The 22959-nt window shown below is 72.7% G+C and carries 16 protein-coding genes; 2 read left to right on the top strand and 14 right to left on the bottom strand.

All coding sequences use genetic code 11. The features are described from left to right. Positions 1 to 62: 62 nt before the first annotated feature. The 14 genes from ACTWJ9_RS04360 to ACTWJ9_RS04295 form a co-directional block, all read right to left on the bottom strand. Positions 63 to 1331, bottom strand: a complete 1269-nt coding sequence (locus ACTWJ9_RS04360) for an ATP-grasp domain-containing protein (protein WP_387040256.1) — start codon at positions 1329 to 1331, stop codon at positions 63 to 65. A 1-nt stretch (position 1332) separates the two neighbouring features. Further along, the gene (locus ACTWJ9_RS04355; protein ID WP_443295221.1) at positions 1333 to 2127 is read right to left on the bottom strand and encodes a hypothetical protein; all 795 of its coding nucleotides are present in this window, start codon (positions 2125 to 2127) and stop codon (positions 1333 to 1335) included. Then, complete coding sequence (locus ACTWJ9_RS04350; protein ID WP_279332711.1) at positions 2124 to 4619, bottom strand: ATP-grasp domain-containing protein; 2496 nt, start codon at positions 4617 to 4619, stop codon at positions 2124 to 2126. The genes ACTWJ9_RS04355 and ACTWJ9_RS04350 overlap by 4 nt, the downstream gene beginning before the upstream one ends. Beyond that, a complete protein-coding gene (epsC, locus tag ACTWJ9_RS04345; RefSeq protein WP_443295220.1) occupies positions 4616 to 5242 on the bottom strand; it encodes a serine O-acetyltransferase EpsC in 627 nt (208 codons plus the stop codon). The genes ACTWJ9_RS04350 and epsC overlap by 4 nt, the downstream gene beginning before the upstream one ends. Further along, the gene (locus tag ACTWJ9_RS04340; RefSeq protein WP_443295219.1) at positions 5239 to 6507 is read right to left on the bottom strand and encodes an MFS transporter; all 1269 of its coding nucleotides are present in this window, start codon (positions 6505 to 6507) and stop codon (positions 5239 to 5241) included. Before ACTWJ9_RS04340 ends, epsC begins: the two co-directional genes overlap by 4 nt. Then, entirely contained in the window at positions 6504 to 7481 is a 978-nt protein-coding gene (locus tag ACTWJ9_RS04335) for a PLP-dependent cysteine synthase family protein (protein ID WP_279332707.1), read from the bottom strand. The genes ACTWJ9_RS04340 and ACTWJ9_RS04335 overlap by 4 nt, the downstream gene beginning before the upstream one ends. 18 nt (positions 7482 to 7499) lie before the next feature. Then, the gene (locus tag ACTWJ9_RS04330; protein WP_388705217.1) at positions 7500 to 8756 is read right to left on the bottom strand and encodes an ATP-grasp domain-containing protein; all 1257 of its coding nucleotides are present in this window, start codon (positions 8754 to 8756) and stop codon (positions 7500 to 7502) included. Next, positions 8753 to 10024: an MFS transporter gene (locus tag ACTWJ9_RS04325; protein ID WP_387036847.1), complete on the bottom strand. Its 1272-nt coding sequence runs from the start codon at positions 10022 to 10024 to the stop codon at positions 8753 to 8755. The genes ACTWJ9_RS04330 and ACTWJ9_RS04325 overlap by 4 nt, the downstream gene beginning before the upstream one ends. Next, entirely contained in the window at positions 10021 to 12624 is a 2604-nt protein-coding gene (locus ACTWJ9_RS04320) for an ATP-grasp domain-containing protein (protein ID WP_279332704.1), read from the bottom strand. Before ACTWJ9_RS04320 ends, ACTWJ9_RS04325 begins: the two co-directional genes overlap by 4 nt. 118 nt (positions 12625 to 12742) lie before the next feature. Then, positions 12743 to 13384 (bottom strand): mycothiol-dependent nitroreductase Rv2466c family protein, encoded by a 642-nt coding sequence (locus ACTWJ9_RS04315; RefSeq protein WP_388705213.1) that lies wholly within the window; start codon positions 13382 to 13384, stop codon positions 12743 to 12745. Next, positions 13381 to 15054: a class I adenylate-forming enzyme family protein gene (locus tag ACTWJ9_RS04310; protein ID WP_443295218.1), complete on the bottom strand. Its 1674-nt coding sequence runs from the start codon at positions 15052 to 15054 to the stop codon at positions 13381 to 13383. Before ACTWJ9_RS04310 ends, ACTWJ9_RS04315 begins: the two co-directional genes overlap by 4 nt. A gap of 42 nt (positions 15055 to 15096) precedes the next feature. Next, entirely contained in the window at positions 15097 to 15972 is an 876-nt protein-coding gene (locus tag ACTWJ9_RS04305; protein ID WP_279332701.1) for a prephenate dehydrogenase/arogenate dehydrogenase family protein, read from the bottom strand. Beyond that, positions 15969 to 18104, bottom strand: coding sequence for an aminodeoxychorismate synthase component I (gene pabB, locus ACTWJ9_RS04300; RefSeq protein ID WP_443295217.1), 2136 nt, complete (start codon positions 18102 to 18104; stop codon positions 15969 to 15971). The genes ACTWJ9_RS04305 and pabB overlap by 4 nt, the downstream gene beginning before the upstream one ends. Next, positions 18101 to 18403 (bottom strand): chorismate mutase family protein, encoded by a 303-nt coding sequence (locus ACTWJ9_RS04295; protein WP_279332699.1) that lies wholly within the window; start codon positions 18401 to 18403, stop codon positions 18101 to 18103. The genes pabB and ACTWJ9_RS04295 overlap by 4 nt, the downstream gene beginning before the upstream one ends. A gap of 411 nt (positions 18404 to 18814) precedes the next feature. Here ACTWJ9_RS04295 and ACTWJ9_RS04290 point away from each other — a divergent pair, with 411 nt between their 5' ends. Both ACTWJ9_RS04290 and ACTWJ9_RS04285 read left to right on the top strand, forming a co-directional pair. Further along, positions 18815 to 22636, top strand: a complete 3822-nt coding sequence (locus ACTWJ9_RS04290; RefSeq protein WP_443295216.1) for an amino acid adenylation domain-containing protein — start codon at positions 18815 to 18817, stop codon at positions 22634 to 22636. Then, entirely contained in the window at positions 22624 to 22848 is a 225-nt protein-coding gene (locus tag ACTWJ9_RS04285) for a tautomerase family protein (RefSeq protein WP_279332697.1), read from the top strand. Before ACTWJ9_RS04290 ends, ACTWJ9_RS04285 begins: the two co-directional genes overlap by 13 nt. Positions 22849 to 22959: the final 111 nt, after the last annotated feature.

The following is a 22959-nucleotide window of genomic DNA, read 5'->3' as shown; positions in this document are numbered from 1 at the left end:
ACGACGGCCGCCGTTCCCGGGGCCCGCCCCTCGCGGAACGGCGGCCGTCGCCGCCACGGGCCTCAGCCGTCGGCCGGTTCGAGCACCAGCTCGCCCAGGAACCACTCCTCGACCCGCCGCAGCCGCTCCACGCACTCGGCGCGGGTCCCGCCGCTCACCAGTGCCATCACCAGGAAGTCGGAGGACGCGGTCGCCGGGCCCATCACCTGACCGGGCTTCACGAACGTGGTGAAGCGCTCGAGCCACGGAAAGCCCGGCGCCTCCCGCGGCACCGACACCACACGCCCCGGACGCTTCATCAGCACCATCTGCCCGGCCATCCGGCGCGGCGGCCCCGGGCCGTCGCCCAGGTGCTCCGGCAGCGGCAGTCCCAGCTGCGCGCGCACCCACGCCTCCGTCGGATCGACGCCGTACATGATCCGCACGATGTCGCGGATGGCGGCGCCGCCTGTGCGGCACGCGATCTCGCACAGCACCAGCTCGTCGTCGGGGGTGTGGAACACCTCGGCGTGGAAGGTGAACTGCTCCGGCTGGGGCATGGCCGCCAGCAGCCGCCCGGTGAACTCCAGGAGCCTGCCCGCCAGCGGATCGTCCACGTCGAGGGTGAGATCCATGCGGGGGCCGGTGTCGGTCCGGAAGGTGGCCAGCGCGTACTGGTACTGCGACGGCCAGGCGAACACGGTCCGCCCGTTCACCACCATGCCGTCCACATGGCACATGCGGCCCGGCACGTACGCCTCGACGAGCAGGCCCGGCCGGTCCGGTCCGTACAGTCCATGGGCGGCGTCATCGGCGAGATACGCCCTGAGCTCCCCCTCGGAGTGCAGGACGCTCAGCCCCATCGAGCCGGCGCTGTCGTGGGGCTTCACCACCACCGGGAAGCCGTGCCGCCCGGCATGGGCGGCGATGTCGGCCGCGCACTCCACCTCCCGCCAGGGCGCCACCGCCAGGCCCGCGTCCGCGGCGATACGCTTCATCAGCGTCTTGTCCCGGAACGGTTCGACGGTGTCCATCCGCTGACCGGGCAGGGAGAGGATCTCCCGCAGGACGGCCGCCCGTTCCAGGTCCCGCTCGTGGCAGGCCACCACGTGCCGGACCCCGCGCTCACGGGCCAGGTCGAGCGCGCGCTCCTCCAGCAGTCCGCTGCCGTCGTACCCGTCGAGGGCCTCGGCATGGGCGTAACCGGAGCCGGGCGGTGGCAGTTCCTCCGCGACCAGCCTCAGGTTCTCCGCGCAGGTCAGCAGCAGCACGTCGCCGTCGTGGCCGTCGAGCCACTCGTGGTACGGGGAGCCGCGCAGGGAACCGATCTGATGCAGGACGAGCACGCTCATGTCACGCCACCTCCACGGCGCGGGCGGCCGCGGCGGCCTGGGCGCGGACCTGGGCCCGCGGGTCACCGGGCCGGTACCGGACGCCGTCGACACGCCACGCCCCGCAGGGCCGGCGCACCGCCTCCACGACGTAGGGGTGCCCCGGGTCCGGGGGCAGAACGGCCGACACGGCGTCGGTGACCGGCAGGCCGGGGCCCTCGTGCCGCTCTTGCGCGCCGTACGGCTCCACCATGAGGCCGGGCACGGCGGCGACGGGGCCGTCGGTGAGGCCGCCACGGGCGAACGCGCGCAGCCCCGTCTCGTCGCGGAGCACGGCCACGACCTCCCGCCCGGGGGTACGGCGGCGGCGCACCGCGAGCGGATAGCCCCAGACGTGCGCCGCCCGGTACAGGTCGAGGATGCGGCGGACGTCCGCGCGCTCCGTGACCGGTACGCCGGCCCGGTCGAGGAGGGCGTGAGCGGCCACCGCGTCGACGAGGACCAGGGCCTCGTCACGGGTCTGGCCCGGCAGGCCGAGGGCGTCGCGCAGCGCGCCGGCGTGGACCTGGTCGGCGGGGTGCAGCGCCAGGACGGCGGTGACGGTGCGGTGCCGGGCCAGGTCGAGCACGGTGGTCTCGGCGTCGGCGGACGCGTACCGGCCGACGTGCCGGACCTCGGAGTAACCGGCCGGGGCGCCGGGGACACCGGTGCCGGGGACGTCGGTGACGAGCACCGGGTCACGGCCGAGGACGGCGAGCCACTCGGGACAGGGCGGCAGCGTGCCGGTGCCGCTCCGGTGAAGGACGACGGCGGTCATCGGGCAGCGTCCCCTTCCATGCGGACCGTCAGGCGGGTCGCGACGAGTTCCTCGCACAGCCGCACGGCCTCGTCGGTGTCCGGCGCGGTGACCGCGACCATGCCGAGCCGGTCCCAGTTGTCCCTGGTCTCGCGGACCACGGACCCGGGGCGGGCCGCGATGTCGACGGCGAGCACCGCGGGGTGCAGCCGCAACTCCTCGACGCCCTCGACGGCGGCGACCCGGCCGGGCCGCGCCAGGATGCCGCGGGCACAGCCGGCGGCGGTGGGGCGGGGGCGTTCGGCGAGCGGCTCGACGAGGCGGAACGGCCAGGCCAGGGAGTAGTGCACGAGGTCGATGCCGTACGCGGCCGCGACGAGTTCCTGGATGTGGCCCCCGCCGTTGCGGTTGTGGCCCTCGATGACCAGGGGACCGCGCGGCGAGAGCCTCAGCTCGGTGTGTGCGGGACCGTCCTGGATCCCGACGGCGTCCAGGAACGCGGCGGTGGCCTCGGTGAGCTGCCGCTCGTCGTCGGCCGTGAGCCGGGCGGGGACGGCGTGGCCCAGTTCGGCGAAGTGGGTCTCGTCGACGAGTTTCTCGGTGAGGGCGACGACGACGTGGCGGCCGTCGAAGCTGAACGACTCGACGCTGAACTCCGGGCCCGGGATGTACTCCTCCATGAGGAAGTCCGTGACCCGGTACAGAGTGGTGCCGCGGTCGACGCCCTCCTCGCGCACGGCGGTGATCCGTTCCCACGCCGTGTCGGCGTCCTCGGGCCCACGGACCAGCAGGACACCGAAGCCGGCGGTGAGATCGACGGGCTTCACGACGAACGGGTGGCCGTGGGCGGCACCGAACGCGTCGAGCGAGGCACGGTCGCCGAGCGGTTCCGCCGCCACCGCGAACCGCGGCGCGCCGGCGGCGAGATGCCGCCGCATGGCCAGCTTGTCGCGCAACAGGCGCGCCGGTTCGTACCCGGTCCCGCCCAGCCCGAACAGGTCGTTGACCCGGCCGGCGATCTCCAGGCCCGGCTCGGTGAGCGACAACGAGGCCGTGAAACCCCAGACTTCGTGGGCGGCACGCGCGAGGGGTTCCACCACGCTCCAGTCGGTGAAGTCGGCGACGAACGTCACGTCGGCGAGCCGCGCCTGCTCGGGGGTGAACTTGTCCTTGTGCTGGATGAGGATGACGTTCAGGCCCAGCGCCTTGGCCCGGCGGATCGGTTCGGCGGCGTGGCCGAGGAGCAGCAGGGTGCGTTCGGGCACCATCGGCTCGCGCGGTGCGGCGGTGACCGCGTTGACGAGCGGGGCGCGGGTGCGCACGCGCAGCAGCGCGGCGGCCTCACCGGCGCGCCGGTCGGCCTGCTCGGCGTCGTCGGCCTCCAGGACGACGTAGCCGTGCCGGCTCGCGGAGTGGACGGTGGCGGGCAGTTCGTCGCCCGGCGCGAACCGGAAGGACACCTCCTCCACGTAGGGCAGGGCGCGGACGGCGTCGAGCCCGTCGACGCTCTCCACGGTGCCGGGTTCGAACTGGAAGAAGCGGATGGCGCCGCTGCGGACCGCGGGGCCGGGAGCGGCGGCGCGGCCGGCGAGGAGGTCGAAGAGGGCGGCCTCGATGTCGAAGCCGGTGGCGATGCGGATCAGGGCGGGGATGCGGTCGCCGCCCAGGCGGGCCTGGGACTCGACGATGCGGGGGCCGTCGTCGGTGAGGATGACCTCGGTGTGGGCGGGGCCGAAGCGGTGTCCGGCCGCGTCGAGGAGGGCGAGGACCTCCTTCTCCACGGCGGCCGCCGTGCCGGAGGGCAGCGGTGCCGGGAAGAGCTGGCCGGTCTCCACGAACAGCGGTGCGGGCGTGGTGCGTTTGGCGGTGATGCCGACGACCTGGTGGCGGCCCCCGGCGCTGAGCGTCTCCACGCTGTACTCGGGACCGCGCAGGTACTCCTCGACGAGGACGGGCCCGTCGTGGCCGAGGGCGGCCAACTGGGCGGCCCACCGGTCGAGTTCCCCGCGGTCCTGGACCAGCCGGACGCCGGTGCTGCCGGCGAGTCCGGCCGGCTTCACCACGGCCGGGTAGCCGAACTCCGCGAGCGCCGCGGCGGCTTGTGCGGGGCTGTCGAGGGCGACGCAGCGAACGGGGGAGAGGCCGTGCCCGGCGAGCAGTTCGCGCAGCGCCGCCTTGTCGTTGAGGCGGCGCACGGCCTGGGGCGGGTTGGGTGCCAGCCCGAGCGCGTGCGCCTCCTCCGCGACCGGCAGCATGGTCGTCTCCCTGCCGAGGTGCAGCACGTGTGCCACGTCGTGGGCGAGGGCCGTCTCGCGGACCAGCCGGCGCAGCCCGGCCTCGTCGTCGAAGTCGCAGAGCAGCAGCTCGGCCGAGTGGGCCGCCACGTCGCGGAGATAGTCCCGGGACTGCAGTTCCGGGTCCCAGATCGACCACACCCGGAACCCGGCGGCCACGGCCTTCTCGACGAGTTGCCGGTACGGCATGACCATGAGGATGCGGTGCTCGGCGGTCATCGGTGCGTCTTCTTTCCTGCGGGCCCCGTGGGGGGCTCATGTGCTGGTGACGTGGTGCCGGGAGAGGGAATCGACGCGGGCACGGCCCGTACGCGGGACTTGTCGGGCACGTCCGAGGTCACGAGGGACATCGCCCCGATCAGGGCGTTGTCGCCGACGGTGATCGGACCGAGCAGGGTGGCGCCGGCGCCCACGGTGACACCGTTGCCGAGGCGCGGGTGACGGCGCGCGGTCCGGTCCCGCTCCCCGGGGCCGTCGTGCCACCAGCCGGTGGAACCGAGGGTCACCTGGTGGAAGAGGGAGACGTCGTCCCCGATCACGGCCGTCTCGCCGATCACGACCCCGCTGCCGTGGTCGACGAAGAACCGCCGGCCGATGCGGGCCCCGGGATGGATCTCGATGCCCCCGGTGAGGACCTTGGCCACCGTGGAGACCAGCCGGGCCGAACGGTAGTGACACCGCCGGTGGAGGCGGTGGCCTGCGCGGTGGCAGGCCAGCGCGATGACCGTGGGGTGCAGGAGCGCCTCGCCCCTCGTGCGTACGGACGGATCGCGCGCCAGGACGACGTCCAGGGTCTCGGCGGCCCTGCGGTGCAGCGGCCGCCGTCCCTCCGGGCCGGTCACGCGGCGGCCGCCGTCTTCTCCGCGTCCGCGCGACGGGCGTCCAGCACCCGGAACAGCGACCGGTACAGCACGATCGCGACCACGCCGAACAGGGTGAACACGCCGGCCATGGTCCACACGTTCGCGACGGCGCTCAGCGTGACGCACAGGGAGCCGACGAGAAGCCCGAGCCGCACCTGGAGCCCGTACGCGGCCATGTACTTGGTGCGGGACTCCTCCGGCACCAGGTTGGCGAGCAGGGTCTGCTTGACCGGGGCGTTCATCAGCTCACCGGCCGTGACGACGAAGGTGGCGGCGATCAGGGTCCAGGCGTCGCCGCTGACCGTCCACACCGCGTAGCCGGCGGTGAAGACGACGATGCCGTAGGTGAGCCGGCGGCGTTCGTCCATCCTGCCGAGGAGTCTGCCGACCCAGAGGGCGCAGCACACCACCAGCAGGGTGTTGACCGCCCGCATGATGCCCAGCATGTTGACGCCGTCCACCGTGACCTGCCACGAGCCGACGTGGAACAGCCGCTGCGGGTCGAAGTCGTTGCCCAGGCGGACGGCGATGGACGAGGAGATCTGCACCTCGACGGAGCGGATGAGCAGGGCGGCGCAGGCGAGCCGCAGGAACACCCGGTCGCTGCACACCTGCACATAGCCGCTGAGGGCCGAGCGGACCCCGCGCGGATTCTCCACGGTGCCCGCGGGCGCGGTCTCGGTGATGCGGAAGTACGTGACGAGGAGGATGAGGCCCGTGCCGACGGCGGCGGCCAGCAGCAGCTGGAAGAAGTAACCGCCGTACAGGAAACCGCCGATGAGCGAGCCGAGCATGAACGCCAGGTTCACCGACCAGTAGTTGATGGTGTAAACGGCCGTGCGTGACTCGGGCGTCGAGACGTCGACGATCATCGTCTCGCTCGCGGGCAGCGCGATCCCGGCGAGGCAGCCGGCGGTCAGGTACAGCATGTACAAGGCGATGCCGTTGCCACCGACCAGCGGTGAGGCGACCAGGGCGAGTCCCGCGTACGACAGGAACGCCCCGAGTTCACCGACGAGCAGCACCGGACGACGGCCCCAGGTGTCGGACAGGTGTCCGCCGATCAGGTTGCAGGCGATCGTGGCGAGGGCCGCGCCGAGGGTCATCACACCGGCGGTGGCGGTGCCGTACAGGCCGGAGAAGTGGATGACCATCAGCGGCACGAGCATGATGTCGAAGCACCGCTGGACGAAGCCGACGCCGATGCGCAGCCGCAGATTCGGATGCAGATCGCGGAATCTCACGCCGCGTCCTCCTGCGCGGGGCCCGCCGCGGCGTCCGGTTCCTCCGGCCACCAGCTGAGGTAGCGCTCACCGCTGTCGGGGAAGACGGTGACCACGGTCCTGCCCGACAGGTCGTGGCGGCGGACCAGTTCGGCGCAGGCGTGGGCCGCCGCGCCGGCGGACACCCCGACCAGCAGCCCGGTGCCGGCGGTGACGGCGCGGGACGCGGCGGCCGCGTCCTCGTCGGTGACGGTCACGATCTCGTCGATGAGGGAGACGTCGGTGACGGGACTGGTGAACCCGCCGTTCAGACCGGGGATGCGGTGCGGGCCCGGTTCACCGCCGGACAGCAGCGGCGAACCGGCCGGCTCCACCGCCACGACGGTCAGGTCCGGGTTGCGCTCCCGCAGGTGGCGGGCGGTGCCGGTGAGGGTGCCGCCGGTGCCCACCCCGCACACCAGGTAGTCGACGCGGCCCCCGGTGTCCCGCCAGATCTCCGGCCCGGTGGACTCGTAGTGGGCGAGGACGTTGGCGGGGTTCTCGTGCTGCCGTGCGTACCAGGAACCGGGCAGGTCGGCGTGGAGTTTCTCGGCCCGTTCGACGCAGCCGGCGAAGCCGAGGGCGTGGTCCGTGAACTCGACGGCCGCACCGAGCATACGCAGCGTCAGGACGCGTTCCCGGGAAGCGTTGTCCGGCAGCACGATGAGGCAGCGGTAGCCGCGGGCGACGGCCAGCGCCGCGAGCGCGATGCCGGTGTTGCCGGACGTCGACTCGATGACGGTGGCGCCGGGGGTGAGCTCGCCGGACGCCACGGCGGCGCGCAGCATCGACAGGGCGGCGCGGTCCTTGACGCTGGACAGCGGATTGGCCGCCTCGAGCTTGGCGAGGACGTCGGCGGTGGGGGGCAGTCCGTCGAGACGGAGCCGCAGCATCGGCGTGTTCCCGACGAGGTCTTCCAACGAGGTGGCGACGCCGCCTTCGCGAGTCTGGTGCATGGGGCCGGTTCCTCCGGTTCAGTTCGGCTCGACGAGGACGCGCAGGTTCTCGCGTACGAACGCCAGGGCGTCCTCCCGTTCGGCGGGCGAGGCCGCGTCGACGAGCACATGACCCATGCGCTGCGACGAAGAGGTGAGGGGCCGCACGGTGTCCCCGGCGGCCTTGCGGAGCCGCACGCGGACGACGGCGGGGTGGGCCTCCACCTCGGCGACCCCGCGGATCTCGCGGATGGTGCCGGGCGCGGCGGTGGGGAAGACGGTGGCGGCGTGGCGCACGGGCGCTTTCGGTAGATCGGGCAGCGGCAGGCCGAGGGCGAGCCGCACCACGGCCTCGTACACGTCGAAGCCGTAGGTGAGGCCGATCGCGTCGGGCAGGTAGTCGCCCGGCGTGCGGACGGCGACCTCCATCAGCGCGGGGCCCCGGGCCCCCACCTTGAACTCCAGGTGGACGAGACCGGTGCGCATGCCGATCGCCGTGAGCACGCCCCGGGTCAGCTCGCGCACCCGCGCGTCCGGGCCGGGCGCGAACGCGTGACCGCAGCGGTGGGCGAGCTCGACGAAGTACGGCGGCGAGGTCGTGTCCTTGGCGGTGACGTTCTCGAACAGCACCTCGCCGTCGCGGACCAGCGCCTCCCAGCTGTACTCGGGGCCCTGCACCGCCTCCTCGACCAGCACCGGTCCTTCCCCGGCACGGCGGGCCACGGCCTCGTCGACACCGGCGGCGTCCCGGACGAGCTCCACGCCCTCGCTGCCCGCGAGGGTCAGCGGCTTCACGACGACGGGCAGCCGGCCTTGCATCCACGCGGCGCCGTCGGCGATGCCCGCCACGTGCAGGTGCTCCGGCTGGGACACGCCGTACGCGGCGAACGTGGCGCGCTGCAGGGCCTTGTTGCGGGAGATGACGGCCGCGTGCAGGGACGGTCCGGGCAGACCGAGCCGCTCCTGCGTGAGCGCCCCGGCGAGGACGTGCGGTTCGGCGAACGCGATCAGGCCGTCGGGGGCGCGCTCCGCGGCCGCCCGCGCCACGGCGCCCACCCACGCCTCGTCGCCGTGGCCCTCCACACGGTGGAAGGAGGCGGCGAGGTGCGTGGGGCGGCTGTCCCACGCCGCCGCCGACTCCACGGCCCGGACCCGCACGCCGAGGCGGGCGGCGGCGTCCAGGTAGGGGCGGCCCATGGTGCCCACACCGACGAGAAGCAGGTCCGGCGGATCGCCGGCCGTGCGGTGCGGTGCGGGCGTCGCGGCCGTGCGGTGCGGGTCGTGCGCGTCGGTCATCGCGCGGTCCCTTCGGCGGTCTCGGCGGACAGGGCGGGGGCGGGCGGCACGGGGGCGTTCGCCAGGGCGCGGGTGACGGGCGTGACGAACAGGGCGGCCACGGCGAACACGGCGGCCAGTCCGATCCACCCGGCCGGCCCGGCGGCCATCACCACGGACGTGATCAGGGCGGGTCCGGCGATGCGCTGTGCGGTGTTGCCGAGGCTGAACACGGACAGGTAGACGCCCTTGCGGTCCTCGGGCGCGTGGTCGTAACTGAGCTCCCAGCCGCCGGTGGCCTGCCACATCTCGCCGAACGTCAGCAGGACGCACGCCACGACGAGCGCCACCGCCGCGGCCCAGGCGGAGTCCGGTCCGGCGGCGACCGCGAGGGCCACGCAGCACAGCACCATGGCGACACCGCCGAGGCGCAGGGCGCGGACGGCTCCGCCCTCGCGTTCGGCGGCCTTGGCGACGGGCACCTGGAGCGCGATCGACAGCAACGTGTTGACCAGCACCAGGCCGGGCAGCAGGGCGGCCGGCACCTCGGTGGCCTCCAGCACCCACAGCGGGATGCCCACGGACAGGATCGTGACGTGCAGGTTGAGCACGCCGTTGAGGACCGTCAGCAGCCCGTACCGCCAGTTGCGGAACTGCCGTACGGCCGTGAACGCGCTCACCTTCCGCTGCGGCGTGTCGGCACCGGCGATGCGCAGCCGGGTCAGCATGAGGGCCGAGACGACGAACGCGGCGGCCGTGCCGAGGACGATGCCCCGGTACGCCCACACGCTGTCGGCGGCGATGAGCGGGGTGGCCAGCAACGCTCCCAGCGAGAACCCGGCATTGCGCACGGTGCGGATGATGGCCATGGTGCGGGTGCGGTCGCTGCCGGCCACGGTCGCGGACGCCACGGCCTGCGTCATCGGCTGGGTGGCCGCCTCGGCGGCGGCCAGGCAGCACGACACGACGGTGAACAGGGCCAGGCCCTCGGCGAAGCACAGGGCGACGAAGCCGCCCGCCCGCCACACCTGCAGCGCGATCAGGGTGCGCTGGGCACCGAACCGGTCACCGGCCGCACCGATCGGCACGGTCGTGAGGAATCCGGCGACCCCCGCCACCGCGAGCGCGAAGCCCACCTGGGCCGGGGTCAGGCCCACCGAGCGGACGAAGAACACCGCGGACGCGGCCAGATAGAGGCCCGTGCCGATGGCGTTGACCAGGGAGATGACCGCGAAGGTGCGGCCGGCCGGCGTCGCCGGGACGTAATCCCGCCAGCTGATGGATCTCACTGCTGCCCCTGAGGGTCGGTGCGGACGGAGACGAGGGACACCGCGTGCTCGGCCCGGCGGACGGCCGCGGACACGTCCGGGCCGGTCGCGACGGCGAAACCGGCCCGCTCCCACGAGCTGGTGGTGGCACGGACGACGGCCCCGGGGGCGACGGTCAGGTGCAGCTCGTGCACCCCCTCCGCGGCCCGCGCCTCCTCGGCGCCGGTGACCGACTCGACCCGGCCCGGCTCGGCCGTCAGGAACCGCACGGCGGCACCGCGCCGCACCGGCAGCGGGCCGACCGGTCCGCGCCCCTCCAGGACGCACAGCAGATCGCGGAGGATGTCGGTGTCGTGGGCGAGGTCGATCAGGACCGTGATGCCCCCGCCGGGAAGCCGGCCGGCGCACTCCACCAGGTGCGGGCGGCGGTCGTCGCCGACGAGGATCCACTCGGAGTGCAGGACACCGGAGCCGAAACCGACGGCGGCGGCCAGCCCGGTGAGCGCGTCGCGCAGGGCGTCGGCGGTGGCCGCGTCCAGCGGGGCCGGCACCGCATGGCCGGTCTCCACCGGGTACCGGGAGTCCAGCACGCTCTTCGCGGTGATGTTGGTGAAGCCGACGACGCCGTCGTGCACGACGGCCTCCACGCTCACCTCGGGCCCGTACAGGCGCTGTTCGACCAGATAGCGGGCGGTGCCCGGGTACTGGGCGCGCAGCGTGGGCTCGTCGGCCGTGGTGGTGTGCCGCCAGGCCGCGGTCACGTCGTCGCCGGGACCGAGGAGCTGCACCCCGAGGCTGGCCTGCCGGCCGGCGGGCTTGAGGACGGCCTCGCCGCCGTGCGCGTCCCGGAACGCGGCGACCTCCTCCGGCCCCGCGACGAGGGCCCAGGCGGGCTGGTCGACGCCGCTGCCCGCCAGGGCCTCCCGCAGCAGGCCCTTGTCACGCAGCACACGGGCGGCCTTGGGGCCGGCACCGGGCAGGCCCCACTCCTCGGCGAGGGCGGCGGCGACGACCACGCCGTACTCGACGACCGGCACCACGGCGCGGACGCGGGGCGGCCGGGGCACCGTGGAGCCGATCCGCTCCGGGTTCCGCTCGTCCTGCGAGGGGGCCGGCAGCAGCGCCGCCACGCTCGGGTGCTCGTCGGCGAGCCCGGCGATGCCCCGGGCCGCGATGACCGCCGGCTCCTCCAGCACCAGCACCGACCCCGCGGGCAGCCGGCCGTCCAGCTTGCCGAGCATGACGGGGCTGTAGCCGACCAGGACGTGGGTGACGGTGTCGGGCACCGGCGGCGGGACGGGCGTGAGGTGGAGGGTGACGGCCCCGCGCACCCGCGCCTCGAGCGCGTCGAGCTCGGCGACGGTGGGCGCGTCGATGAAGAAGGACAGGGCACGGTCCTCCGAGCTGCGCAGTTCGCCGAGGACCGTGCCGCGGTCCCGGTGGACGAGGACGGCACGCAGCGCCGGCGCGTCCTGGGGTGCGCCCGGTGCGATACGCGGCCACAGACCGCCCTCGCCGACCCAGGCGGGCGTGACGTCGAAGCCGTCGACGGTGACGTCCCGCAGCACGCCCGCCCCGTGCTCCAGGTAGACCTGGCGGGCGACCCGGGCGGGCGCCGGGTACGAGGCGGGCTCGCCCAGGGCGATGCGCATGATCTCGGGCTCGAGCGGGGCACCGGTGGCGAGTTCGTACAGCACGCACAGACCGTCGCCGGGCGTGCGGGCGGCGACCTCCATGAGCACGGGACGGTCGGTGGCGTCGACACGCCACTCGGCGTGCGCGATGCCGTCGCGGAAGCCGAGCTGTTCCAGCATGCGGGCGTTGGCGTCGAGGAGGGCGCGGTCGTGCTCCGGACGGTCGCTGGGCACGGTGTGGGACAGCTCGACGAAGGTCCGGGCGTGGCTGTCGGTGGTGTCCTTGCGGGTGGCGGACGCGAACAGGATCCGGCCGTGCTGCACCAGTGACTCGACGGAGTACTCCTGGCCGATGACCTTCTCCTCGACGAGCACCGTCTCGTGCGCCGGGTAGGCGCCGAGCCGCTGCCGCAGCTCCCCGGCGGTCCCGACGGTCTCCACCCCGGAGCTGGAGTGGCGGCCGGCGGGCTTGACCACGGCCGGGTAGCGGACGGCGGAGAGGTCGGCGGTGTCGCGTTCGCCGCCCGGGACGGTGAGGCTGCGGGGGCTGAACTCCGGCAGGTACCAGCGCTGGAGGTACTTGCTGCGGCAGGCACGGGTGGCGCGCAGCCCCGGGGTGGGCAGGCCGAGCGCGTCGGTGACGACACCGGTCGGCTCGACCTGCGTCTCGCCCACGGCGTAGGCGCCCACGACGGTGTAGGCGTCGCGCCAGCGGCGGACCGCGGAGACGACGCCGGGCAGATAGGAGTTCTCGAGGGTCACGTCGCCGTCGACGAACGCGAGGTCGTCGATGGCGGAGGCGGGGTGGCCGGGGTCCTGCCTGGCCCGCAGGGCCTCCTCGCGCCAGACGGACGGGGTGACGAGGAGGACCTTCAGGCCGCGGCGGGCGAGCTCCGAGAGGTAGAGGGGCGCCCGGCACACGACCAGGAAGGATCCGGTGAGCACAAAGGCGTCCGGGCGCGCTCCGGCGGGCTGCAACGTGTCCATGGGTCCGGCTTTCCTCGGTCGGTCGTACGGGCATCGGGTCCGGGCAGGTGCGGGGTGCGGGGCTGTGGTGTGCGCCGGGCCGCTCCCGTCCGGTGGGAGCGGCCCGGACGGCGGGCGCTCAGTCGAACCGGAGCTTGCCGGTGCGGGTTCGCTTCAGCTCGAAGAAGTCGGGGTAGTTCGCGAGGGCACGCGCCCCGTCGAAGATGCGCGCGGCCTCCTCCCCGCGCGGGATCGAGTTCAGGACCGGACCGAAGAAGGCGACGCCGTCGATGTGGAGGGTGGGCGTGCCCACGTCCTCACCGACCGGGTCCATGCCCTCGTGGTGGCTCTTGCGCAGCGACTCGTCGTACGCGTCGCTGTGCGCGGCCTCGAGGAGCGACACGGGCAGACCGGTCTCCTCCAACGCCTCGGCCGCGACGGCGAGATAGTCCTTGTTGCCGCCGTTGTGGATGCGCGTGCCGAGGGCCGTGTACAGGCCGGGCAGCGCCTCCTCGCCGTGCTGTTCGGCGACCGCCGTGCAGATCCGGGTGAGCGCGAGCGAGTCGTCCACGAGGGTGCGGTACCAGTCGGGCAGTTCCCGGCCCTCGTTGAGGACGTACAGGCTCATCACACGGAACCGCAGCGCGATGTCGCGGAGCGCGGCCACCTCGAGGATCCAGCGGGAGGTGATCCAGGCGAACGGGCAGGCCGGGTCGAAGTAGAAGTCGACCTCGGCGCGGGACGGGTCGCCGGCTGCGGGCGCGGTGCTGGGGTTCTTCACGCGGAGACCTCCGGGGTGGTGGCGAACGACTTGCCCTCGGCGTCCTTCACGTAAGTTGCCAAATCGGCGTACTTTTCGCGCAGTTGACGCTTGAGAACCTTACCGGTGACACCGACCGGGAAGTCTGCCTTGTCGTACACGATCTCCAGGAAGCCCAACCGCGGGTGACCGGCGGCATCGAGGGACTCGTTGGCGAGGGCCAGCAGCTTCTCCGGCTCCGGGGCCGCGTCCGTGGTGACGACGGCGACGGGGACGACCTCGCCGTCCTTCCGCCCGGCGATCACCGCGACGTCGCCCAGGCCGGACACGTCGTTGAGGACGACTTCCTCCATGAACACCGAGTAGCCGGTGCCGCCCTTGGTGTGGATGGCGTCGACGGCGCGGTCCACCAGGAAGAAGTCGCCCTGGGAGTCGCGGTAGGCCATGTCGCCGGGCAGCCAGTATCCGGCCAGCTTGTGCTGGTAGGTGGTGCCGGAGTCCGACCAGTAACCGGGCGTGACGGCAGGCCCCTTGGCGGCCAGGTGGCCGACCTCGTCGTCGGCGGCGTGGCTGCCGTCGCCGCGCAGGACGGTGACCTCGGCGACGCCGACCGGCTTGCCGGCGCAGCGGTCGTTGCGCTCGGACTCGAGGGTGCGGACCTTCAGCAGCACACCCCAGCCGAGCTCGGTGGTGCCGAGCCGGTCGAAGAACGCCGCGGGTTCCCGGTCCGGGCCGCGCAGCGACAGCACCTTGGTGATGTGGGACTGGTGGACGGCGTCACCGATGGACACCCACACATCGACCGAGTCGAGCGAGCCCGGCTCCACCTCGGCACAGGCCAACTCGGCGTAGCCGTGGGAGAACGACATGACCGCGGTGGGCCGGTACTTCTCGACGTTGGCGGCGAGTTCGGCGCCGTCGAGGTCGCAGGGCGCCACGATCGGGGTGCCACCGAGGACCGCGTACAGCGTGTAGGCGATGCAGCCGAGGTGGGACTGCGGCAGGGCGGTCATCATCAGGGCGCCCGGCTGCTCGGTGTGGTCGACGAGGCGGAACTTGGGGCCCGACACGATCGACTTGTGCGTGTGGATGGTCGGCTTGGGACGTCCCGTGGTGCCGGACGAGTGCAGGATCGTGACCGGGTCGTCGTCGTGGTGGTTCCAGTACTGGTCCCCGGTGAGCGTCGCGGCCGGCGGGGCCGGGAGCTCCTCGGCCGCCTGTATCCACCGGAGGCCGAGGGCCGAGGTGTCGCCGAGCAGTTCCAGGCGGGCGCGGTCGGCGTACAGGCCGACGGGCGTGGTCTGCTCGATCAGGGAGGTGGCGATGGTCCGCGACGCGTTGGAGTTGATGAGCAGGGCGACCGCGCCGATCTGGGCGAGGGCGTGGAAGTGCAGCGAGTAGCTGACGGAGTCCTCGAACCAGACCGTCACACGGTCCCGGGGCCGTACCCCGCGCTCCAGGTACCAGGCCGACCAGCTCTGCGCGAGCGCGTCGAACTCGGCGAGGCTGAAAGCCTGCCGGGATTCGCCGTCCGGGGTGGCGATGGGGCGGGTGGAGTGGATGAACGGCACGCCGGGCGCCGGGTTCACGGCGAGTGCCGACCGCAGCAGGTTGCCGCCTCCGATGCCGGGATCGGCGGCGACGGCCGTGCGCTGCTCGGGAGTCAGGACGGTCGGAGCGAAGGTGCTCATGGAATGCCTTCCAGGAAGTGTCGGGTGAGGACGTGACCCGGCTCAGATCCGCGCGAACAGCGCGGCGCAGGTGTCCCGGTGGTGGGCGAGGTCGGTGCCGAGGTGGGTGCGGAGTTCGGTGAGGAGATCGGTGAAGTCGGCCTGCGTGCCGTGCTCGACGGTCTCCGCCAGCCGGCGGACGGCGTCGGCCAGGGCCTTGCGGGCCGGGGCCGCCTCGGGGTTGCCGTGCTGGACGTCCCAGTACACCTCGGGTGTGCCGGAGGCGATCCGGGCGAGCAGCGCGAGCAGGGCGTTCGCGGGTGGCGGCGCGGCGGCCCGCAGGTCCTCGGCGGGGACGTCCAGCCGGGTGAGGGCGAGGCCGAAGGAGAGCACCGCGGCGTGCACGAGGGTCTGCGAGGCGGCGGCCAGCCGGTCGTGCCGCTGTTCGTCGAGCCGGACGACGGTGGCGCCCCAGGTCTCCACGAGGGCGAGCAGTTCCTCCGTGCGGGTACCGGCGTGGACCACGACGGCGGCCACCGGGCGGCCCTCGAAGCCGAGGGACGGGGCGAACATCGGGTTCAGGCCGACTGCCTGTACCCCCGGGGCCTCGGCCCGGACGGCCCGGGCCACCGGGCCCTTGACGGACAGGGTGTCCACGAGGAGGGCGTCGGGCCGCAGTTCCGCGGCGAGGCCGCGGATCGCCTTGAGCGCCACCGGTTCCGGCACGGCGAGGACCACCAGGTCGGCGTGGCCGAGTTCGGCGGCCAGGCGGAAGTCGACGGCGGTGACGTCGCCCCGCAGACGGGCGGCCCGCCCGGTGCTCCCGTCCGGCTCGGCGGTGTCGACGACCGTCACCTGGACGCCGGAGGCGAGCAGCCGGTCGGTGAAGAGCCGGCCGACCGCTCCGGCCCCGCCGACCACCACGGCACGTCTGATCACGAGGCGCCTCCGTGACCGCTCCCGGGCGCCACGGGCTCACCAGGGGCGGCGTCCCGGGCGGTGGCGAGGACCGCGGTGACCATGGCCCGCGACTTCACCACCGTCTCCTCGAACTCCTCCTCCGCGTCGGACAGGGCCACGATGGCACCGCCGACACCGAAGCTGACCCGGTCCGCCGTGGCCACCAGCGTGCGGATGACGATGCTGAGGTCGGCCGCGCCGCTGAGCGAGAACCACCCCAGCGAGCCGGAGTAGACGCCGCGCGGGCCCTCCTCCAGCCGGTCGATGATCTCCATCGTGCGGCGCTTCGGCGCGCCGGTCATGGAGCCGCCGGGGAAGGCGGCACGCACGCAGGTGACGGCCGTCTCGTCGGACCGCAGCGTGCCGCGGATCGTGGACACCAGCTGGTGCACGGGCGCGTACGTCTCGACGTGGAACAGCCGCGGCACGTGCACCGAACCGACCTCGGAGACCACGTTGAGGTCGTTGCGGATCAGGTCCACGATCATCAGGTTCTCGGCGCGGTCCTTCTCCTGGCTCATGAGGTCGCGCCGCAGCGCCTCGTCCTCCTCCGGGGTGCTGCCGCGCGGCCGGGTGCCCTTGATCGGCTTCGACTCGGCGACCCGGTCGGTGCCGACCGTCAGGAACCGCTCCGGCGACGCGCTCAGTACCGCCACCCCGGGGTAGTCGAGCAGCGCGCCGTACGGCACCGGGCTGATGCGCCTCAGGTGCGCGTAGGTGGTGAGCGGGTCGATGGAGGCCTGCAGGGTGACCGTGTTGGTCAGGCACACCTCGTACGTCTCGCCCTGGCGTATCTCCTCCATGCTGTGGGCGATCCGGTCGAGGTAGGCCTCGCGGTCGTGCCGCAGCCGGGCGGTGCCGGCCGCCGCCGGGTCGGTCATGCCGGTGCCGGAGAACCGGACGGGGCCGGCGTCCGTCGCGGGCGCGGGCAGCAGGCGCAGGCGCTTCTCCGTGTCGTCCAGCCAGCGCCGGGCGTCCGCGTCCTCGCCGCCCTGGGACAGGGCCAGCAGGTGGCAGACCCCCTCGACGTGATCGACGGCGAGCATGCGGTCGACGAACAGCAGTGCGGCGTCCGGGGTTTCCGCCTTGTACGCGGTCTCCGCACCGGTCTCGGCCTTGAGTTCGTAGCCGAGGTAGCCGAGGTAGCCGAGGTTGAAGTCGAAGGGCAGGCCGTCCGGAGTGGGGACGGCGCGCAGCCGCACCTGCGCGTCCAGGTAGTCGAAGAAGCCCTGTTCGACGATCTCGTCGTCACGGTCGGGCCGCCCCGGCGTCTCGACCGTGACGAAGCCGTCGGAGGAGCGGTACGTGACGTACTCGGCGAGGGGACCTCCGCCGTTCCCGAGGAAGGAGAAGCGGGACAGGCCCTCGATGACGCGGCTGCTGTCGAGCCAGAAGCCGTGGCTGCCGCCGGCGAACAGCTCGCGGTAGGCGGCCTCGGTGTCGGGACGCGTGCCGACCGTGCGCACGTGCACCGTGTACGGGGCGGTGGCCCGGGACGCGTCGGACGTACCGGCCGTGCCGGGCACGGCACGGCGGCCGTGGGCCAGTGCCAGGTCGCGGAAGTTCGCAAGGAGTTCGCGGCCGTACTCGCTGCTGATGGACTCCGGGTGGAACTGCACGCCCCAGACCGGCAGGGTGCGGTGCCGTACGCCCATCACCACGTCGTCGTCCGTCCAGGCGACGGCTTCCAGCACGTCGGGCAGGTCGCCGGCGGCCAGGGAGTGGTAGCGGACCACGTCGAAGGGGCTGGGCAGGCCCTCGAAGAGGTCGGCGCCGGTGTGCCGCACGGCGGAGACCCGTCCGTGCATGGGCTGCGGCGCGAGCCCCACCTCGCCGCCGAAGAGGCGCGTGATGCCCTGGTGGCCGAGACACACCCCCAGGACCGGCAGCCCGCTCTCCAGGATCGCCCGGGCGCTGATGCCGAAGTCGCGCTCCCGGTCGGGCCGGCCGGGGCCGGGGGAGACGACGATCGCGTCGTACTCGTCGAGCCCCAGGCTTTCCCAGTCGGTGTCGTTGCGGACGACGACCGGCGGGCGGCCGTTCACCTCGCCGAGGAGCTGGTAGAGGTTGTAGGTGAACGAGTCGTAGTTGTCGATGAGCAGAGTTCTCATACGGAGTCCCCGATCACCTGGTTCTCCACCCGGCAGGTCTCCTCGATGACCAGGTCGTAGAGCCTGCGGAGGAATTCCGGGTCGACGCCGTGCAGTTCACCGAACCGTGCCGCGCGTTCCTGCACCACGCCGATTCGGTGCGGCTGCATCATCGGAACGTCGTGCTCTCGTTTGAAGTGCCCGATGTCGACGCACTTCTGGATGCGCTCGCGTATCACCTCGAGGAAACGGGCGTCGATCTCGTCGAGATCGGACCGCAGCTCTTCCAGGGTGACTGTGGATTCCTGGTGCGTGTGCATGGATAGCCCCTCCCGTCCATTCCACGCCCGAACTCTGCCCAAAGCGTGGGACGCCCCGCCATACGTTCGATGGGTCGGGTCCCCGCACTGCACAGAATGCAGGGGTGTGTACCGGCGCGAACCATGACATACCGGCAGCTCTACTCGCGTCCGGAGACCGGGCGCCGACCCGGCCGGGCCGGCCTCCCCGGGGAGGAAACGGCCGGAAACATCACGGTTCCGCACCGGCAAAGGCAGATGAACCGGCACATACATGACTTCTTATTGGCCATTCGCTGGCCGAAGCTTGCCAACCGTGCCGATCTGCTCCCATAGTTTCCTGCGATCTCGGAGGAAGAAAAAGCATCTGATTCAGGGGGAGAAATGTGTGCGCCGGACTGCGGGGAGATCGCGGAGACCAGCCTTGGTGAAATGCTGGCGGCACAGGCCGCCGCTCGTCCGGACCACGTCGCCGTGCTCCACGAAGGCGACAGCCTGACCTTTCGCGAGCTCCATGACGCCGCCACCGACCTGGCCCGCTGCCTGCGCGGACTCGGTGTGACGGGCGACCGGACGGTCGGCGTGTTCGCCGAGCCGTCACTCGCCCTGATGGTCGGCGTCTGGGGGGTCCTCTACTCGGGGGGCGGATATCTTCCGCTGTCCCCCGACTATCCCGATGAGCGTCTGCGCTTCATGCTGGAGCAATCCGGTGTGCGTGTGATTTTCGCTCAGGAGGAAATCCGTGGACGGCTCACGGAAATCGCTCCGGCGGAACTCCGGATCATCACCCCGGGCGACGTCTCGGAATTCCTCAAGAATCATGGGGACGATCAGGGGGACCCTCCCCTGGAGCAGCCCCGCCCGTGCGATCTCGCTTATGTCGTCTACACCTCGGGAAGCACCGGAAAGCCCAAGGGAGTCATGATCGAGCATCGGTCCGTCGTCCACCAGATGAGGTGGCTCGCGACCACGTACGGGCTCGGTGCGGACGCCGTCGTCCTGCAGAAGACACCGATGAGTTTCGACGCCGCGCAATGGGAGATCCTGGCCGTCGCGCACGGTGCGCGCATCGTCGTCGGAACCTCCGGAATTCACCGCGACCCGGTCCGCATCGTCGAAACGGTGGAACAGCGCGGAGTGACCGTCCTGCAGTGCGTCCCCACACTGCTCCAAGCGCTCGTCGACACCGACGAACTCCACCGCTGCGTTTCCCTGCGACACCTTTTCAGCGGCGGTGAGGCGCTTTCCCGTTCCCTGGCCGGGACATTCCTCGGAATACTTCCGGGCTGCACGCTGGTGAACCTCTACGGGCCCACCGAGTGCACCATCAACACCTCGGCCCGCACCGTGGACCCGGCCGACCTCGGCGACGGCGCCCACGCGGTGACCATCGGTACACCGGTGGCCGGAACCCGCTACCACATCCTCGGCCCCGGCCTGCGGCCCGTGGCACCGGGGGAGACCGGCGAGCTCCACATCAGCGGCGTGCAGCTCGCCCGCGGCTATCTGCACCGCCCCGACCTCACGGCTGAACGCTTCATCGACAGCCCGTTCGGCGACCCGGCACCGCACGACCGGCTCTACCGCACCGGCGACCTCGCCCACCACAACCCCGACGGCACCGTGCAGTTCACCGGACGCGCCGACAACCAGGTCAAGCTCCGCGGCTTCCGCATCGAACTCGACGAGATACGCCTCGCCGTCGAGGCCCACGACTGGGTCCGCAACGCCGCCGTCCTCGTCCGCGACGACCACCGCACCGGCTTCCAGAACCTGGTCGCCTGCATCGAACTCAGCCCCCGCGAGGCCGCGTTGATGGACCAGAGCGACGCCGGCGACCACCACCGCTCCAAGGAGTCCAAGCTCCAGGTCAGAGCCCAGCTCTCCGACCCCGGCACCCGCGACGACACCGAACTCACCGGACGGCCCGTCGTGGAACTCCCCGGGGCCACGGCCGACGCCGAGCAGCGCCGCCGTGCCTTCGCCCGCAAGACCTACCGCTTCTACCAGGGCGGCACCGCCACCGCCGACGACGTCCGCACCGCCCTCACCCGCCGGGCACCGGCTGCCGCACCCCGCCGTCCCGAGGACCTGACCCTCGCCGAACTCGGCCGTCTGCTCCGGAACTTCGGCCCCCACCGCAGCCCCGAACGCCTCCTCGCCAAGTACGCCTACGCATCACCGGGTTCGCTCTACGCCACCCAGCTCCTGGTGGAGGCCACCGGCATCGCCGGCCTCGCCCCCGGCACGTACTACTTCCACCCGCAGCGCCACCACCTGGTCCGGACCGGCGGCACCACGCGCCAGGAGCCCGGCGTCCGGCTGCACTTCCTGGGCCGGCGCACGGCCATCGAGCCCGTCTACAAGCGGAACATCCAGGAAGTCCTGGAACTCGAGACCGGCCACATGCTCGGCCTCCTCGACGAGATCCTGCCCGGGTACGGTCTCACCCTGCACGACCTGCCGTACGACGCGGCCGTCACCCGGCAGCTCGACGGCGCCGACGGCGACCACTACCTGGGCTCCTTCGCGCTCGCCCCGCACACCGCCCCCACCGGCCCCGACCCGGTCGACGTGTACCTGCAGGTCCACCCCGGCAGCACCATGGGCCTGCCCACCGGCCAGTACCTGTACGAGGACGGCGGCTGGCGGCGCCTCGGTGCCGGGCTGGTCCTCAAACGGCACGTCATCGCCATCAACCAGGGTGTCTACGAGCGTGCCTGCTTCGGCGTGACCCTGGTCAGCCGCACCGGCCCACAGTGGCGCCGCTCCATCGACCTGGGCCGCGCGCTCCAGCGGCTCCAGCACAACGAGTCCGGCCTCGGGCTCATGTCCTGCGGGTACAGCTCCCGCACCGGACACGACCTGCCCGCCGCCCGCCGGATCACCGCCCTCCTGGAGGAGAGCGGACGGCCCACCGGCCCGTGCTACTTCGCCGTCGGCGGCCGGATCAGCGAACACCAGCGGGCCCACGAGGGCATGGACGAGGACAGTGTCCACATGAAGGGCCCCGCTGAGATGATCAAGGATGATCTCGGCGGGCTGCTGCCCGACTTCATGCTGCCCCACCGGATCCTGGTGCTCGACCGGCTCCCGCTCACCGCCAACGGCAAGGTCGACGCCACCGCCCTCGCCGCCCGCGTCGACGAGGCCCTCGCCCGGGACGACCGCCCGCTCGTCCCGCCCCGCACCCGCACCGAGACACGGCTGTGCGAACTGTGGAAGGCCGCGCTGAAGCGGGACACGGTGTCCGTCCGCGACGACCTCTTCGCCTGCGGCGGCAACTCGATCGTCGCCGTCGCCCTCGTCCACCGCATCAACCGGGAGTTCGGCACCCGGCTGCCGCTCCAGGTGGTCTTCGAGGCGCCCACCGTGGAACGGCTCGCCCAGCGTGTCGACACCGCCGGAGGGCAGGGCGCCTCCCGCCTCGTCCCGCTGCACACCACGGACGGCGGCCGGCCCGTCTTCTGCTGGCCCGGCCTCGGTGGCTACGCCATGAACCTGCGGCTGCTCGCCACCCGAACGGCCGGCGACCGGCCGTTCCACGGCGTCCAGGCACACGGACTGAACCCCGGCGAGACCCCGCACGGCAGCCTGCCGGAGACGGCCGCGGCCGACGTGGCGGCCATCCGGGCCGTCCAGCCCACCGGCCCCTACACCCTGTGGGGCTACTCCTTCGGCGCCCGCGTCGCCTTCGAGGCGGCCTGGCTGCTCGAGCAGGCGGGCGAGGAGGTGGACCACCTGCTGCTCATCGCCCCGGGGTCCCCCCGGCTCCCGCGGACCGCCCCGCCGAGCCCGGCAGGGGCGGCGGTCTCCGGGGGAGACGGCGACCCGGTGACGGACTTCACGGACCGCACCTTCCGCACCATCCTCTACTCCGTCTTCGCGGCCGGCACCGACGGACCGCTGCTGGAGGAGTGCCTGCGCCACGCGACGGACCAGGAGTCCTTCGCCGACTTCGTCGCCCGCCGCCTGCGCCGGCTCGACCCCGGCACCGTCCGCCGCATCATCCGCCTCGTCCGCCGCACCTACGACTGGCTGCCGGCCGACCGGCGCATCACGGCACCGGTCACCGTCCTCACGGCCCGCGGCGACGAGGAGTCCCACCTGGAGCGGCTGCTCGCCCGCACCGGTACGCCCACGACCGCCGTCCGCCTCGACGCCGACCACTACGGCGCCCTGCGCGACCCGGGCGTGGACGAACTCAGCAAGACCATTCACCGAGAATCGAGGAGGATCCCGTGCCGCACGTGACCATCAGCCACTTCCCGAAGGACCTCGACGAGGCCGGACGGGAACGTCTCGTCACCCGCCTCACCGAGGCGGTCCGCGACGCCTTCGAGGTGGAGGAGGACGTGGTCTCCATCGCGCTCCGCCCGGTGGCGCCCGAGGCCTGGGACGAGGAGGTGTACCGGCCGGAGATCGCGGCCCGCCCCGAACTGCTGGTCAAGCAGCCCGCTTACTGAACCCCGGCCCACCGGCCGGTGTCCGGGACCCCGGGGGAAAGGCCGCCGGGAGGAGTTGTGACGGCACGCCCCGCATGCTTCTGACGCGAACATGGCGTTGAATGAGGCTGC

This window comes from Streptomyces sp. GDS52 (assembly GCF_052246875.1).
GTDB lineage: Bacteria > Actinomycetota > Actinomycetes > Streptomycetales > Streptomycetaceae > Streptomyces > Streptomyces cathayae.
Note: the sequence above shows the minus strand (reverse complement) of the source record. Positions and strands in the feature narration are given on the sequence as shown.

Excerpts from the sequence above, each read along its gene's own strand:
- ACTWJ9_RS04360 (WP_387040256.1), bottom strand. The coding sequence starts at position 1,331 with ATGAGCGTGCTCGTCCTGCATCAGATCGGTTCCCTGCGCGGCTCCCCG.
- ACTWJ9_RS04355 (WP_443295221.1), bottom strand. The coding sequence starts at position 2,127 with ATGACCGCCGTCGTCCTTCACCGGAGCGGCACCGGCACGCTGCCGCCC.
- ACTWJ9_RS04350 (WP_279332711.1), bottom strand. The coding sequence starts at position 4,619 with ATGACCGCCGAGCACCGCATCCTCATGGTCATGCCGTACCGGCAACTC.
- ACTWJ9_RS04335 (WP_279332707.1), bottom strand. The coding sequence starts at position 7,481 with ATGCACCAGACTCGCGAAGGCGGCGTCGCCACCTCGTTGGAAGACCTC.
- ACTWJ9_RS04330 (WP_388705217.1), bottom strand. The coding sequence starts at position 8,756 with ATGACCGACGCGCACGACCCGCACCGCACGGCCGCGACGCCCGCACCG.
- ACTWJ9_RS04320 (WP_279332704.1), bottom strand. The coding sequence starts at position 12,624 with ATGGACACGTTGCAGCCCGCCGGAGCGCGCCCGGACGCCTTTGTGCTC.
- ACTWJ9_RS04310 (WP_443295218.1), bottom strand. The coding sequence starts at position 15,054 with ATGAGCACCTTCGCTCCGACCGTCCTGACTCCCGAGCAGCGCACGGCC.
- pabB (WP_443295217.1), bottom strand. The coding sequence starts at position 18,104 with ATGAGAACTCTGCTCATCGACAACTACGACTCGTTCACCTACAACCTC.
- ACTWJ9_RS04295 (WP_279332699.1), bottom strand. The coding sequence starts at position 18,403 with ATGCACACGCACCAGGAATCCACAGTCACCCTGGAAGAGCTGCGGTCC.
- ACTWJ9_RS04290 (WP_443295216.1), top strand. The coding sequence starts at position 18,815 with ATGCTGGCGGCACAGGCCGCCGCTCGTCCGGACCACGTCGCCGTGCTC.